The organism is Streptomyces sp. NPDC058401 (assembly GCF_042722885.1).
Taxonomy (GTDB): domain Bacteria; phylum Actinomycetota; class Actinomycetes; order Streptomycetales; family Streptomycetaceae; genus Streptomyces.
Window position 1 is genome coordinate 1 of sequence record NZ_JBHXKA010000164.1, and the last position, 15,356, is coordinate 15,356.

A 15,356-nucleotide genomic window follows, 5' to 3' on the forward strand; every position below is an offset into this window, starting at 1 on the left:
GCCTCGTGCCGGGCGGCCGGACCCTGCGGGGCCGAGCCCCGGTTGTCGGCGGGCGACAGTAGGGTGGTTGGCATGGCCGACCCTTCCAGCTACCGCCCCGAGCCGGGACAGATCCCCGACTCCCCGGGGGTCTACAAGTTCCGCGACGAGCACCGCCGGGTGATCTACGTCGGGAAGGCCAAGAGCCTGCGCCAGCGGCTGGCCAGCTACTTCCAGGACCTCGCCGGGCTGCACCCCCGTACCGCCACCATGGTGACCACGGCCGCCTCCGTCGAGTGGACCGTGGTCTCCACCGAGGTCGAGGCGCTCCAGCTCGAATACTCCTGGATCAAGGAGTTCGACCCCCGGTTCAACGTCAAGTACCGGGACGACAAGAGCTACCCCTCCCTCGCCGTCACCATGAACGAGGACTACCCGCGGGTCCAGGTCATGCGCGGACCCAAGAAGAAGGGCGTGCGCTACTTCGGCCCGTACGGGCACGCCTGGGCCATTCGCGAGACCGTCGACCTGATGCTCCGGGTCTTCCCCGTCCGCACCTGCTCCGCCGGGGTGTTCAAGCGGTCCGCCCAGATCGGCCGCCCCTGCCTGCTCGGCTACATCGGCAAGTGCTCAGCGCCCTGCGTCGGCCGGGTCACCCCCGAGGAGCACCGCGAACTCGCCGAGGACTTCTGCGACTTCATGGCCGGCCGCACCGGCACCTACCTCACCCGCCTCGAACAGCAGATGCACGAGGCCGCGGAGGAGATGGAGTACGAGAAGGCCGCCCGGCTGCGCGACGACATAGGGGCCCTGCGCCGGGCCATGGAGAAGAACGCGGTCGTGCTCGCGGACGCCACCGACGCCGACCTGTTCGCGGTCGCCGAGGACGAGCTCGAAGCGGCCGTGCAGATCTTCCACGTCCGCGGCGGCCGGGTCCGGGGCCAGCGCGGCTGGGTCACCGACAAGGTCGAGGCCGTCGACACCGCCGGGCTCGTCGAGCACGCCCTCCAGCAGCTGTACGGGGAGGAGAAGGGCGAGGCCGTCCCCAAGGAGGTGCTGGTCCCGGCGCTCCCCGAGGACACCCCGGCCCTGAGCCAGTGGCTCGCCGAGCGGCGCGGTTCCCAGGTGAGCCTGCGCATCCCGCAGCGCGGGGACAAGAAGGCGCTGATGGAGACCGTCCACCGCAACGCCCAGCAGTCCCTCGCCCTGCACAAGACCAAGCGCGCCTCCGACCTCACCACCCGCTCGCGGGCCCTGGAGGAGATCGCCGAGGCGCTGGAGCTGGACGGCGCGCCGCTGCGCATCGAGTGCTTCGACATCTCCCACCTCCAGGGCGACGACGTCGTGGCCTCCATGGTCGTCTTCGAGGACGGGGTGGCGCGCAAGGGCGAGTACCGGCGCTTCCAGATCAAGTCCTTCGAGGGCCAGGACGACGTCCGCTCCATGCACGAGGTGATCTCCCGGCGCTTCCGCCGCTACCTCCAGGAGAAGCTGAAGACGGGGGAGTGGTCCCCCGAGTCCTCCGAGTCGCCCGAGTCCGCCGTGTCCTCCGAGTCCTCCGGGCCCGCTCCGGGCGGCGAGGTCGACCGGGACACGCCCGAGGACGACGGGCGTCCCAAGCGTTTCGCGTACCCGCCCCAGCTCGTCGTGGTCGACGGCGGGCAGCCCCAGGTGGCCGCCGCCAAGCGGGCCCTGGAAGAGCTGGGGATCGACGACGTCGCCGTGTGCGGCCTCGCCAAGCGACTGGAGGAGGTCTGGCTGCCCGGGGAGGACGATCCGGTGGTGCTGCCCCGCAGCAGCGAGGGCCTGTACCTGCTCCAGCGGGTCCGTGACGAAGCCCACCGGTTCGCCATCCAGTACCAGCGCAACAAGCGCGGCAAGCGCCTGAAGGCGGGCCCCCTGGACGAGGTCCCCGGACTCGGCGAGAGCCGCAGGCTGGCCCTGATCAAGCACTTCGGTTCGGTGAAAAAGCTCAGACAGGCGACAATCGACCAGATCTGCGAGGTCCCGGGCATAGGCCGCAAGACGGCCGAGACCGTGGCCGTGGCCCTCGCCCAGGCGGTTCCCGCCGGTCCCGCCGTCAATACGGCGACCGGGGAGATCATTGAGGATGAGACCCCCGCGTCCGCGGGAGCAGCATCCGATCGGGGGACCGAGCAATGACCGAGCGCGAAACCCTGCACGACCGAGGATCCGAGCAGGATTCCGGGAGTGACATCGCATCCGAGTACGACCGAGACGGAGCACAGGTGAGTACGGGCACGACAGTGGAGCCCGGGGAATCCGCCGAGGCGGTCATCCCCGAGCTGGTGATCATCTCCGGAATGTCCGGGGCCGGCCGCAGTACGGCGGCCAAGTGTCTGGAGGACCTCGGCTGGTTCGTCGTCGACAACCTCCCGCCCGCGCTGATCACCACCATGGTGGAACTCGGCGCCCGCTCGCAGGGCAACGTGGCGCGCATCGCCGTCGTCGTCGACGTCCGCGGCCGCCAGTTCTTCGACGCGCTGCGCGAATCCCTCGCCGACCTGGAGACCCGCGGGGTCACCCGGCGGATCGTCTTCCTGGAGTCCTCGGACGACGCCCTCGTCCGCCGCTTCGAGTCGGTCCGCCGCCCGCACCCGCTCCAGGGCGACGGCCGCATCGTCGACGGCATCGCCGCCGAGCGCGACCTGCTGCGCGAGCTGCGCGGCGACGCCGACCTGGTCATCGACACCTCCAGCCTCAACGTGCACGAGCTGCGCGCCAAGATGGACGCCCAGTTCGCCGGAGACGAGGAGCCCGAGCTGCGGGCCACCGTCATGTCCTTCGGCTACAAGTACGGGCTCCCCGTCGACGCCGACCTCGTCGTCGACTGCCGCTTCATCCCCAACCCGCACTGGGTCCCGGAGCTGCGCCCCTTCACCGGCCTGAACGAGGAGGTGTCGGGCTACGTCTTCAGCCAGCCCGGTGCCAAGGAGTTCCTGGACCGCTACACCGAGCTGCTCCAGCTCATCGCCACCGGCTACCGCCGCGAGGGCAAGCGGTACGTGACCATCGCCGTCGGCTGCACCGGCGGCAAGCACCGCAGTGTCGCCATGTCGGAGAAGCTCGCCGCCCGCCTCGCCTCCGAAGGAGTCGAGACCGTCGTCGTCCACAGGGACATGGGGCGCGAGTGACCGGACGTACCATGCGGCTCCGCCGCCTGCGCCGGCTCACCACCGGCAAGGTCGAGGGCGGCACGGGCCGTACGGGCCTGCGCCGGGGCGAGGCCCACGCCGCACCCAAGGTCGTGGCGCTCGGCGGCGGCATGGGCCTCTCGGCCTCGCTGACCGCCCTGCGCCGGATCACGGGCGAGCTGACCGCCGTCGTCACCGTCGCCGACGACGGCGGCTCCAGCGGCCGGCTGCGCGAGGAGCTCGGCGTCCTGCCGCCCGGGGACCTGCGCAAGGCGCTGGCCGCGCTGTGCGGCGACGACGACTGGGGCCAGACCTGGTCCCGGGTCATCCAGCACCGCTTCCAGTCCCAGGGCGACCTGCACGAGCACGCCGTCGGCAATCTGCTGATCGTCGCGCTGTGGGAACAGCTCGGCGACCCGGTCCAGGCCCTGGACCTCGTCGGCAAGCTGCTCGGCGCCCAGGGCCGGGTGCTGCCGATGTCGGCCGTCCCGCTGGAGCTCCAGGCCCTGGTCAAGGGACACGACCCGGCCCGCCCCGAGGACGTGGACACCGTACGGGGACAGGCCACCGTGGCGCTGACCCCCGGCGAGGTGCTCTCCGTGCAGGTGGTGCCGAGCGACCCGCCGGCGGTGCCCGAAGCGGTCGCGGCGGTGCTCGACGCGGACTGGGTCGTGCTCGGTCCGGGGTCCTGGTTCTCCTCGGTGATTCCGCACCTTCTGGTGCCCGAACTGCTCGACGCGCTGATCGAGACGAAGGCCCGGAGGGTGCTCTCGCTGAACCTCGCACCACAACCCGGCGAAACAGAGGGCTTCTCTCCGCAGCGTCATTTGGAGGTTTTGGCCCGACACGCCCCTAAACTCGCCCTGGACGTGGTGCTTGCCGATCAGGCTGCCGTGCCCGATCGCGAGTCCCTCGCCGATGCCGCAAAACGGTTCGGTGCCGCGGTCGAGCTGGCGCCGGTCGCCAGGCTGGACGGCTCTCCGAAGCACGATCCGGAGCTGCTGGCCGCCGCGTACGACCGTATTTTTCGGATGCATGGAAGGATCGGCCCATGGCGATGACGCCCGCGGTGAAGGATGAGATCGCCCGCCTGCCTGTCACCCGCACCTGCTGCAGGAAGGCGGAGGTCTCGGCGATCCTTCGGTTCGCGGGCGGGTTGCACCTGGTGAGCGGCCGGATCGTCATCGAGGCGGAACTGGACGCGGGGATCGCGGCCCGCCGCCTGCGCAAGGACATCCTGGAGATCTTCGGGCACTCCTCGGATCTGGTGATCATGGCTCCCGGCGGCTTGCGCCGGGGCAACCGGTACGTGGTCCGCGTGGTCGCCGGCGGCGACCAGCTCGCCCGCCAGACCGGCCTCGTGGACGGCCGCGGCCGTCCGATCCGGGGTCTCCCCCCGCAGGTGGTCTCCGGGGCCACCTGCGACGCCGAGGCGGCCTGGCGCGGGGCCTTCCTGGCCCACGGCTCGCTGACCGAGCCGGGGCGCTCCTCCTCCCTGGAGGTCACCTGCCCCGGTCCGGAGGCCGCCCTGGCCCTGGTGGGCGCCGCCCGCCGGCTCTCCATCGCCGCGAAGGCCCGCGAGGTCCGCGGCGTGGACCGGGTCGTCGTACGGGACGGGGACGCCATCGGCGCCCTGCTGACCCGGCTCGGCGCCCACGATTCGGTGCTGGCCTGGGAGGAGCGCCGGATGCGGCGCGAGGTCCGCGCCACCGCGAACCGCCTGGCCAACTTCGACGACGCGAACCTGCGCCGCTCGGCGCGGGCCGCGGTGGCCGCCGGAGCGCGGGTCCAGCGGGCCCTGGAGATCCTCGCCGAGGAGGTCCCCGAGCACCTCGCCGCGGCCGGCCGGCTGCGCATGGAGCACAAGCAGGCCTCCCTGGAGGAGCTGGGCGCGCTCGCCGACCCGCCGCTGACCAAGGACGCGGTCGCGGGCCGGATCCGCCGCCTGCTGGCGATGGCCGACAAGCGGGCCCAGGACCTCGGGATCCCGGGCACCGAGTCGAACCTCGACCTCAGCGACAGCGAGGAGCTGGCCGACAACATGGCCGGCTGAGCGGAAGAAGTACCTCCGGAAGGGGCCCGCGCGATCACTCGTGCGGGCCCTTTCCGGTATGCCCCATTGACATGAGCATGGGCTGGTCGTGAGCCTGTCGTCCGAAGCTCTCGTGACATGCGAAGGCTTTCGTGGCAGACGACGCCCAGGGGGGCACATGAGGCACCGCGCGAGATCGATCCTCGCCGCAAGCGCATTCGTCTTCGGCACCACACTGGCCGCACTACCCGCCGCGGCCCAGGCCCAGCCCGGTGCGGCGGACCGGTCCGCCGCGGACGAGGTACGGGTCTACGACGCCGACATCACCAAGGAGCAGGTCCCGCTGGTCCTCGCGGCCGGCCAGGACGCGCACGAGCTCTCCGAACGGGCCCCGGAGACCGGGACCGCCAAGGTGGAGCTCTTCCTCACCGGCGGTCAGGCCAAGGACCTGGCGGCGCAGGGCATCAAGCTCGCCGAACGCAAGGTCGAGGCCAAGGCCGCGGCCCGCTCGCTGGCGGCCGGCGACGGGGTCTTCCGCCCGTACAGCGGCAAGGGCGGGCTCCAGGAGGAGATCCTGCGCACCGCCCAGGAGAACCCCGGCCTCACCAAGGTCGTCTCCATCGGCAAGACCGTCCAGGGCAAGGACATCCTCGCCCTGAAGGTCACGAAGAACGCCAAGAAGTCCCGGGACGGCGACAAGCCCTCCACGCTGTTCATGTCGAACCAGCACGCCCGTGAGTGGATCACCCCCGAGATGACCCGGCGGCTGATGCACCACACGCTCGACAACTACGGCAAGGACCCGCGGATCACCAAGCTGGTGGACTCCACCGAGCTGTGGTTCCTGCTCTCGGCCAACCCCGACGGCTACGACTACACCTTCGCCCCCGACGGCCAGCGGCTGTGGCGCAAGAACCTGCGCGACAACAACGCCGACGGCAAGATCACCGCGGTCGACGGCGTCGACCTCAACCGCAACTTCGCCTTCAAGTGGGGCTACGACAACGAGGGCTCCTCGCCCAACCAGTCGAGCGAGACCTACCGCGGCGCGAAGGCCGCCTCCGAGCCCGAGACCGCGGCCCTGGACAAGTTCCAGAAGCGCATCGGCTTCCAGTACGCCGTCAACTACCACTCCGCCGCCGAGCTGATCCTGTACGGCGTGGGCTGGCAGGTGGCCACCCCCACCCCCGACGACATCGCCTACAAGGCGCTCGCCGGCACCCCGGAGAACCCGGCCGTCCCCGGCTACTACCCGCAGGTCTCCTCGGAGCTCTACACCACCAACGGCGAAGCGGACAGCCAGGCGGCCAACGCCAACGGCATCATGATGTTCACGCCGGAGATGACCACCTGCCAGACGGCCTCCGCGAGCGACCCGGACGACCAGTGGAAGCCCGAGGACTGCGCCTCCGGCTTCAACTTCCCGGACGACGAGAAGCTCATCCAGGCCGAGTTCGCCAAGAACATCCCCTTCGCGCTCTCCGTGGCCGAGAGCGCCGAGCACCCGGACCAGCCGAAGTCCTCCCTGGGCCTGAAGGCCGCCGACTTCACCCTGGACCCCTTCACCACCTCCTACGCGGCCCGCGGCGAGGACCAGAAGGTCTCCGTCACGGCCCGCAAGGCGCTGAAGGACAAGGAGCTCAACTACCGGATCAACGGGGGACGCACCCACGACGAGGACCTCAAGGCCTGGAAGGGCGGTGAGGTCTACGGCGGCGACGACAACAACTGGTTCGACGAGTACCGGGCCGAGGTCGAGGGCGCCAAGCCCGGCGACAAGGTCGAGGTCTGGTTCACCGGCCGCGACCGCGGCAAGCAGGTCTCCAGCGAGCACTTCACGTACACCGTGGCTACGCGGCCGCGCGCCGACGTGCTGGTGGTAGCCGAGGAGGGCGCCCCCGCGCAGCACGCGCAGGAGTACGTGGACGCCCTGAAGGCCAACGGCAAGAGCGCGGCGGTCTGGGACGTGGCCGTCCAGGGCGCCCCGCACCACCTCGGAGCCCTCTCCCACTTCCGTACGGCCGTGCACTACACCGGGGCCAAGTCTCCGGGCGGCGCCACCCAGCTGGCGGTACGCGACTTCCTCAATGAGGGCGGCAAGCTGATCGAGGCCGGCGAGCTGGCGGGCGGCAACGCCCAGGTCGGCCGCGCCGTGACCGACGACTTCAGCCAGTACTTCCTCGGCGCCTACGGCCGCGCCGCGGTCACCGGTCCCACCGGCTTCACCGGTGCGGGCTCCCTGACCGGGGCCAAGGGCGCCCTCGGCGACGCCACGGGCAACCCGCTCGACCGCCCCGGCTCCTACACGGTCACCTCCGACACCCTGCCCGCGGCGCAGTTCCCGCAGTTCAAGAGCGCGCAGGCGGGCCAGTACGCCGGAGTGGTGAATCCGTACGCCCCCTACGCCGGCGCCTCGATGGCCTCGGCCACGCACGACGACGACGACTGGAAGCGCCTCACCCGCACCATCGACCTCACCGGGGTCACCGCGGCCGACCAGCCGAAGCTCAAGATGGCGCTGAACTGGAACACCGAGGAGGGCTACGACCACGCGGTCCTGGAGTCCCGTACCGCGGGCGGCGACGACTGGACCACGCTGCCCGAGCTGGGCGGCCAGACCACCAGCACCGTTCCGGAGGAGTGCGGGGCCGGGTTCTTCGTCAACGACCACCCGTTCCTGCGCCGCTACCTCACCCTCGACGCCGGCGGCTGCGCCCCGCAGGGCACCAGCGGCCAGTGGAACTCCTTCACCGGATCCTCGAACGGCTGGAAGCAGGTCTCCTTCGACCTGAGCGCGTACGCGGGCAAGACCGTCGAGGTCTCGCTGGCCTACATCACCGACCCGGGCTCGGGCGGCCGCGGGGTCTTCGCGGACGAGGCCCGCGTATCGACCGGCGGCACCGACCAGGCGGCCGAGGGATTCGAGTCCTCGTTCGGTGTCTGGGCCGCGCAGGGCGCACCTGCCGGAAGCCCCGATGTTCCGGGCGATTGGTCCCGGTCGGGCGAGCTGTTCAAGTCCTACGCCTCCGTCACTACGCGTGACACCGTGCTCCTCGGCTTCGGCCTGGAGCACGTGCCGGCCGCGGCCGATCGCGCCGTACTCGTCGGTAAGGCTCTCCGCTCGCTGAACCACTGATCAGAGGCCCCGGCCGCGCTCACCGTGAGTGACCGGGCACAAAGTCCCCGAGGTCCCGTACTCGTCCTGGAGTGCGGGGCTTCGGGGCGTGTCAGACGATGGTCGATGTCACTCCGAAGCTCACGGAGAGGTAGTGTCGTAAGCGGTCGGGGACATCCCATACAGCTCGCTGGCGGACAGGCCGGCGCACCAACGAGGAGATCGGTTCGTGACGATCCGCGTAGGCATCAATGGTTTTGGCCGAATTGGCCGCAACTACTTCCGGGCGCTCCTGGAGCAGGGAGCGGACATCGAGATCGTCGGTGTCAACGACCTGACTGACAACGCAACCCTGGTTCACCTCCTCAAGTACGACACGATCCTGGGCCGTCTCAAGGCCGAGGTCAGCCACACCGACGACACCATCACCGTCGGCGGCAACACCTTCAAGACCTTCGCCGAGCGCGACCCCGCGAACCTCCCCTGGGGCGAGCTGGGCGCCGACATCGTCATCGAGTCGACCGGCATCTTCACGAAGAAGGCCGACGCCGCCAAGCACATCGCGGCCGGCGCGAAGAAGGTCCTCATCTCGGCTCCGGCCAAGGACGAGGACATCACGATCGTGATGGGCGTCAACCAGGAGAAGTACGACGCGGCCAACCACCACGTCATCTCCAACGCCTCCTGCACCACCAACTGTGTGGCGCCGATGGCCAAGGTCCTCCTCGAGAACTTCGGCATCGTCAAGGGCATGATGACGACGGTCCACGCGTACACGAACGACCAGCGCATCCTGGACTTCCCGCACTCGGACCTGCGCCGGGCGCGCGCTGCCGCCGAGAACATCATCCCGACCACCACCGGTGCCGCCAAGGCCACCGCGCTGGTCATCCCGGAGCTGGCGGGCAAGCTCGACGGCATCGCGATGCGCGTCCCGGTCCCCACCGGTTCCGTGACCGACCTGGTCATCGAGCTGGAGCGCGAAGTCACCAAGGACGAGGTCAACTCGGCCTTCCAGAAGGCTTCGCAGGGCCAGCTCAAGGGCATCCTGGACTACACCGAGGACGCGATCGTCTCTTCCGACATCGTGAACTGGCCGTACTCCTGCACCTTCGACTCCTCCCTGACCATGGTCCAGGGCAAGAGCGTCAAGGTCATCGGCTGGTACGACAACGAGTGGGGCTACTCCAACCGCCTCGTCGACCTGACCGTGTTCGTCGGCGGTCAGCTCTAAGCACCAAGGCAGGCACCACGATGTGAGCACCGGGGCTCGGGCAGCGCGATGAAGCGCTGTACGGGCCCTGTTGCTTGCCTCGTACCCCTCTCGTCCCGCACGGGTAAAGTCCTGGGCTGGGAAAAGGAGTAGAAAACAGCATGAAGACGATCGACGAACTTCTCGCCGAGGGCGTAGCCGGCAAGCGTGTCTTCGTACGCGCCGACCTCAACGTGCCGCTCTCGAACGGTGAGATCACCGATGACGGCCGCATTCGCGCCGTTCAGCCCACCATCGCGAAGCTCGCCGAGGCCGGCGCCCGCGTGGTCGTGGCCTCGCACCTGGGCCGCCCCAAGGGCGCCCCGGACCCGGCCTTCTCGCTGGCGCCCGCCGCCGCCCGCCTCGGCGAGCTGCTCGGCACGGACGTGGCGTTCGCCACCGACACCGTCGGCGCCTCCGCCAAGGAGACCGTCGCGGCCCTCGCCGACGGCAAGGTCGCCGTCATCGAGAACCTGCGCTTCAACGCCGGTGAGACCGCCAAGGACGACGCCGAGCGCGGCGCCTTCGCGGACCAGCTCGCCGAGCTGGCCGACATCTACGTCGGCGACGGCTTCGGCGCTGTCCACCGCAAGCACGCCTCGGTCTTCGACCTCCCCGCGCGCCTCCCGCACGCGGCGGGCTACCTCATCGCCACCGAGGTCGGCGTCCTGAAGAAGCTGACCGACGAGGTCAAGCGCCCGTACGTGGTCATCCTCGGCGGCGCCAAGGTCTCCGACAAGCTGGCCGTCATCGACCAGCTGCTCGGCAAGGCCGACCGCATCCTCATCGGCGGCGGCATGGCGTACACCTTCCTCTACGCCAAGGGCTACGAGGTCGGCATCTCCCTGCTCCAGAAGGACCAGGTGGACGTCGTCAAGGAGTACATGGAGCGCGCCGCGAAGAACAACGTCGAGCTGGTCCTCCCGGTCGACATCCTCGCCTCCAAGGACTTCCCGGACCTGAAGACCAAGGCCCCGGCTGACTTCATCACCGTCGACGCGGACAAGATCCCCGCCGACCAGGAGGGTCTGGACATCGGTCCCAGGACCCGCGAGCTGTACGCCTCGAAGATCGCCGACGCCGAGACCGTGTTCTGGAACGGCCCCGTGGGCGTCTTCGAGCACCCCGACTACGCCGGCGGCACCAGCGCCATCGCGCAGGCCCTCGTCGACAGCAACGCCTTCACCGTCGTCGGCGGCGGCGACTCGGCCGCGGCCGTGCGCACGCTCGGCTTCGACGAGAACGCTTTCGGCCACATTTCGACCGGTGGCGGCGCCTCCCTCGAGTACCTCGAGGGCAAGACGCTCCCCGGCCTCGCCGCACTGGAGGTCTGAACCCTGATGACTGAGAACACCGCCGGCCGTACCCCGCTGATGGCGGGCAACTGGAAGATGAACCTCAACCACCTCGAGGCCATCGCCCACGTCCAGAAGCTCGCCTTCGCCCTGGCCGACAAGGACTACGACTTCGTCGAGGTCGCGGTCCTGCCGCCCTTCGTCGACCTCCGTTCGGTCCAGACCCTGGTCGACGGCGACAAGCTGAAGATCAAGTACGGCGCCCAGGACATCTCGGCGCACGACTCCGGCGCCTACACCGGCGAGATCTCCGGCCCGATGCTCTCGAAGCTGAAGTGCACGTTCGTGGCCGTCGGCCACAGCGAGCGCCGCCAGTACCACGGCGAGAACGACGAGATCTGCAACGCCAAGGTCAAGGCCGCCTACAAGCACGGGATCACCCCGATCCTGTGCGTCGGCGAGGGCCTGGACATCCGCAAGGCCGGCCAGCAGGTCGAGTACACGCTCAAGCAGCTCGACGGCGGCCTCAAGGACATCCCGGCCGAGCAGGTCGAGTCCATCGTGATCGCGTACGAGCCCGTCTGGGCGATCGGCACCGGCGAGGTCGCCACCCCCGACGACGCGCAGGAGGTCTGCGGTGCCATCCGCGGCCGTCTCGCGGAGCTCTACTCGCAGGAGCTGGCCGACAAGGTCCGCATCCAGTACGGCGGCTCGGTCAAGTCCGGCAACATCGCCGCGATCATGGCCCAGCCCGATGTCGACGGCGCCCTGATCGGCGGCGCGGCGCTGGACGCGGACGAGTTCGTCAAGATCGTCCGTTTCCGCGACCAGTGACGGTCATCGTGAGTATGCGGTAGGGCGGATCCGTCGTACCCTTGCGGGGGCCAGCAGGCTGAACAAGCTGCTGGCCCCCGTGCTCGTAATCGGCACTGCGGGAACGCCGGAAAGCCAGTAAGCCAGGAAAGTAGGAATCAGCCGTGATTTTGGGGTTCGAGATCGCCTTGGTCGTCTTCAGCGCCCTGCTGATGCTGCTCGTGCTGATGCACAAGGGCAAGGGCGGCGGTCTTTCCGACATGTTCGGCGGCGGTATGCAGTCGTCGGTCGGCGGCTCCTCGGTCGCGGAGCGCAACCTGGACCGCATCACCGTGGTGATCGGTCTGCTCTGGTTCGCGTGCATCGTCGCACTCGGTCTGCTCATGAAGGCGAACAGCTAACCGTTCTGGCCATTCCGCCGGTCCGGTCGGCTCCCCCCGGCCTATCATGAGGTCCGGCGTTCTTGTCTGGAATGGGTAACTCCACTCCTGTACGGGCGTTGGGCCTTACGTAGACTTGGGCGCCCGCGACGGAATCCACTCACGTTTCGCGGCACCATCACGCAGGGAGTTACGACCGTGGCAAGTGGCAACGCGATCCGTGGTAGTCGGGTCGGAGCGGGGCCGATGGGTGAGGCCGAGCGCGGCGAGTCCGCGCCCCGCCTGCGCATCTCCTTCTGGTGCTCGAACGGGCACGAGACGCAGCCGAGCTTCGCCAGCGACGCGCAGGTGCCGGACACCTGGGACTGCCCGCGCTGCGGGTTCCCGGCCGGCCAGGACCGGGACAACCCGCCCGCGCCGCCGCGCACCGAGCCGTACAAGACGCACCTGGCGTACGTACGGGAGCGGCGGACCGACGCCGACGGCGAAGCGATCCTCGCCGAGGCGCTCGCCAAACTGCGCGGCGAGATCTGACGCGTTCCCCCCGGACGACCGAAGTGACACCCGGCCCGGCCCGCAGGAGTCTTCTCTCCTGCGGGCCGGGCCGCTTTGTGTCGGTTGTGCCCCTTCCCATCCCTTAGGTTGGAACCGGCGGGGCACGACAGGACAGGAAGTGGGTTGATGTCCGAGATGAACGCAGACAGCCGGACGAGGCTTAACCGGACGCCAGAGTGGGCCGCACTCGGCAAGCACCGGGAAGCGCTGGGGCAGACGCATCTGCGGGAGCTGTTCGCGGCGGATCCGGGCCGGGGCGCCGGATACACCCTGCGGGTCGGAGACCTGCACATCGACTATTCGAAGCACCTCGTCAACGACGAGACGCTGACACTGCTGCGCGAACTGGCCGCGGCGACCGGCGTGGCCGGGCTCCGCGAGGCCATGTTCCGCGGCGAGAAGATCAACACCACCGAGGACCGGGCGGTCCTGCACACCGCGCTGCGCGCACCGGCCGACGCGGTCGTCGAGGTGGACGGGGACAACGTCGTACCCGGCGTCCACGCGGTCCTCGACAAGATGGCGGCCTTCGCCGACCGGGTCCGGTCGGGGGAGTGGACCGGCTCCACCGGCAAGCGCATCAAGAACGTCGTCAACGTGGGCATCGGCGGATCCGACCTCGGTCCGGCGATGGCCTACGAGGCGCTGCGCGCCTTCTCGGACCGGGGCCTGACGGTCCGTTTCGTGTCCAACGTGGACGGCGCCGACCTGCACGAGGCCGTACGGGACCTGGATCCGGCCGAGACGCTGTTCATCATCGCGTCGAAGACCTTCACGACGATCGAGACCATCACCAACGCCACCTCGGCGCGGGAGTGGCTGCTCGCGGGCGTCGGCGGCGACGAGGCGGCCGTGGCACGGCACTTCGTGGCGCTCTCCACCAACGAGGAGAAGGTCTCCGCCTTCGGCATCGACACGGCCAACATGTTCGAGTTCTGGGACTGGGTCGGCGGACGCTACTCCTTCGACTCCGCGATCGGGCTGTCCCTGATGATCGCGATCGGTCCGGACGCGTTCCGGGAGCTGCTCGGCGGATTCCACGCCATGGACGAGCACTTCCGCACCGCGCCCCCCGAGGAGAACGCCCCGCTGCTGCTGGGCCTGTTGGGGATCTGGTACGGGGCCTTCTTCGACGCGCAGTCGCACGCGGTGCTCCCGTACAGCCACTACCTCTCCCGGTTCACCGCGTACTTGCAGCAGCTGGACATGGAGTCCAACGGCAAGTCCGTGGACCGCGAGGGCAACCCGGTGGACTGGCAGACCGGCCCGGTGGTCTGGGGCACGCCCGGCACCAACGGGCAGCACGCCTACTACCAGTTGATCCACCAGGGCACCAAGGTGATCCCGGCGGACTTCATCGGCTTCGCCCGGCCCGTGGGCGAACTGCCGCCGGCCCTGGCGGCCCAGCACGACCTGCTGATGGCGAACTTCTTCGCCCAGACGCAGGCGCTGGCCTTCGGCAAGACCGCCGAGGAGGTCCGGGCGGAGGGCGTCGCCGAACCGCTGGTCCCGCACAAGACCTTCGCGGGCAACCACCCGACGACGACGATCCTGGCGGCCGAGCTCACCCCGGCGGTCCTGGGCCAGCTGATCGCTCTCTACGAGCACAAGGTGTTCGTCCAGGGCGCGGTGTGGAACATCGACTCCTTCGACCAGTGGGGCGTCGAGCTCGGAAAGGTACTGGCCAAGCGGATCGAGCCGGCGCTCACCGACGGCACGGAGGTGCCGGGCCTGGACGCGTCCACCCGCGCACTGGTGGCGGAGTACCGCTCGCTGCGGGGCCGCTGACCGTCAGCCCGGCCCGGTACGCAGAAGGGGCCCGCTCTCCGGTCGGAGAGCGGGCCCCTTCGCGTGCGCCCACGGGACCTCAGGCGGAGGCCGGCGGGTACATGTCGGTGGGGAGCTTCGCGGCCGCCGCGCGGTCGAGGAGCCACAGGGTGCGCGAGCTGCCGCGGGCCTCGGCCGCCGGGGCCTGGACCCCGCCCGCGCCGCCCAGCGCGATCGCCACCGCACCGGCCTTGTCCTCGCCGGCCGCCAGCAGCCAGACCTCGCGGGCCGCCCGGATCGCCGGGAGGGTCAGCGAGATCCGGGTCGGCGGCGGCTTGGGTGCGCCGTGCACGCCGACCACGGTGCGCTCGCTTTCGCGGGAGGCCGGGTGCTCGGGGAACAGCGAGGCCACGTGCGTGTCCGGGCCCACGCCCAGCATCAGGACGTCGAAGCGGGGGACCGGGCCGTGGTCCTCGGGGCCGGAGGCCTGGAGGAGCTCCGCCGCGTAGGAGGCGGCCGCCGCGTCCACGTCGACCCCGTACGGGCCGTCGGAGGCGGGCATGGCATGGACCCGCGCGGGATCCACCGGGACGGAGTCCAGCAGGGCCTCACGGGCCTGTACGTGGTTGCGCTCGGGGTCGTCGGCGGGCACGTAGCGCTCGTCGCCCCACCACAGGTCGATCCGCGACCAGTCGATGGCGTCCCGGGCGGGGGCCGCGGCCAGCGCGGCGAGCAGGCCGTTGCCGTTGCGGCCGCCGGTGAGGACCACGGACGCGGTGCCGCGGGCCGCCTGTGCGTCCACGATCTTCGTGATCAGCCGGGCGGCTGCGGCCTGGGCCATCAGCTCCTTGTCCCGGTGGACGACGACCTGGGGAGTCGTCATACCCATGTGCTGCCGCCTTGTCGGTAGTTCGGAGTCGTGCGCGTGCGGGTCCGGATGCCGCTGCGCGGGGCTCCGCCCCGGACCCCGGTCCTCAAACGACGGACGGGCTGAAAGATCAGCCTCGCCGGCG

The 15,356-nt window shown here is 70.1% G+C and carries 12 protein-coding genes; 11 read left to right on the plus strand and 1 reads right to left on the minus strand.

Annotated elements, in window-relative coordinates; all coding sequences use genetic code 11:
• The first annotated feature begins 72 nt into the window (after window positions 1-72).
• The 11 genes from uvrC to pgi all read left to right on the plus strand — a co-directional run bounded on the left by uvrC (window position 73) and on the right by pgi (window position 14,364).
• Window positions 73-2,142, plus strand: a complete 2,070-nt coding sequence (gene uvrC, locus ACFWNV_RS35455) for an excinuclease ABC subunit UvrC (protein ID WP_383955063.1) — start codon at window positions 73-75, stop codon at window positions 2,140-2,142.
• Window positions 2,139-3,134 carry an RNase adapter RapZ gene (gene rapZ, locus ACFWNV_RS35460; RefSeq protein ID WP_383955065.1) on the plus strand — a complete coding sequence of 332 codons (996 nt, stop codon included), beginning with the start codon at window positions 2,139-2,141 and terminating at the stop codon, window positions 3,132-3,134. Before uvrC ends, rapZ begins: the two co-directional genes overlap by 4 nt.
• On the plus strand, window positions 3,131-4,195 hold the full coding sequence (gene yvcK, locus ACFWNV_RS35465) for a uridine diphosphate-N-acetylglucosamine-binding protein YvcK (protein ID WP_383955066.1): 1,065 nt from the start codon (window positions 3,131-3,133) through the stop codon (window positions 4,193-4,195). Before rapZ ends, yvcK begins: the two co-directional genes overlap by 4 nt.
• Complete coding sequence (whiA, locus tag ACFWNV_RS35470) at window positions 4,186-5,187, plus strand: DNA-binding protein WhiA (protein WP_112449750.1); 1,002 nt, start codon at window positions 4,186-4,188, stop codon at window positions 5,185-5,187. The genes yvcK and whiA overlap by 10 nt, the downstream gene beginning before the upstream one ends.
• A 157-nt stretch (window positions 5,188-5,344) precedes the next feature.
• Window positions 5,345-8,302 carry a M14 family zinc carboxypeptidase gene (locus tag ACFWNV_RS35475; protein WP_383955069.1) on the plus strand — a complete coding sequence of 986 codons (2,958 nt, stop codon included), beginning with the start codon at window positions 5,345-5,347 and terminating at the stop codon, window positions 8,300-8,302.
• A 208-nt stretch (window positions 8,303-8,510) separates the two neighbouring features.
• The gene (gap, locus tag ACFWNV_RS35480; RefSeq protein ID WP_243338363.1) at window positions 8,511-9,515 is read left to right on the plus strand and encodes a type I glyceraldehyde-3-phosphate dehydrogenase; all 1,005 of its coding nucleotides are present in this window, start codon (window positions 8,511-8,513) and stop codon (window positions 9,513-9,515) included.
• 140 nt (window positions 9,516-9,655) lie between these two features.
• Complete coding sequence (locus tag ACFWNV_RS35485; RefSeq protein WP_383955071.1) at window positions 9,656-10,867, plus strand: phosphoglycerate kinase; 1,212 nt, start codon at window positions 9,656-9,658, stop codon at window positions 10,865-10,867.
• A gap of 6 nt (window positions 10,868-10,873) precedes the next feature.
• Window positions 10,874-11,662: a triose-phosphate isomerase gene (gene tpiA, locus ACFWNV_RS35490; protein ID WP_383955073.1), complete on the plus strand. Its 789-nt coding sequence runs from the start codon at window positions 10,874-10,876 to the stop codon at window positions 11,660-11,662.
• A 143-nt stretch (window positions 11,663-11,805) separates the two neighbouring features.
• The gene (gene secG, locus ACFWNV_RS35495) at window positions 11,806-12,042 is read left to right on the plus strand and encodes a preprotein translocase subunit SecG (protein ID WP_383955075.1); all 237 of its coding nucleotides are present in this window, start codon (window positions 11,806-11,808) and stop codon (window positions 12,040-12,042) included.
• Between the two features lie 177 nt (window positions 12,043-12,219).
• Window positions 12,220-12,555, plus strand: coding sequence for an RNA polymerase-binding protein RbpA (locus tag ACFWNV_RS35500; RefSeq protein ID WP_007263454.1), 336 nt, complete (start codon window positions 12,220-12,222; stop codon window positions 12,553-12,555).
• Between the two features lie 156 nt (window positions 12,556-12,711).
• Complete coding sequence (gene pgi, locus ACFWNV_RS35505; RefSeq protein WP_383955079.1) at window positions 12,712-14,364, plus strand: glucose-6-phosphate isomerase; 1,653 nt, start codon at window positions 12,712-12,714, stop codon at window positions 14,362-14,364.
• 79 nt (window positions 14,365-14,443) lie between these two features.
• Here pgi and pgl read toward each other — a convergent pair whose 3' ends face one another.
• Window positions 14,444-15,226 carry a 6-phosphogluconolactonase gene (pgl, locus tag ACFWNV_RS35510; RefSeq protein ID WP_383955077.1) on the minus strand — a complete coding sequence of 261 codons (783 nt, stop codon included), beginning with the start codon at window positions 15,224-15,226 and terminating at the stop codon, window positions 14,444-14,446.
• Window positions 15,227-15,356 lie beyond the last annotated feature (130 nt).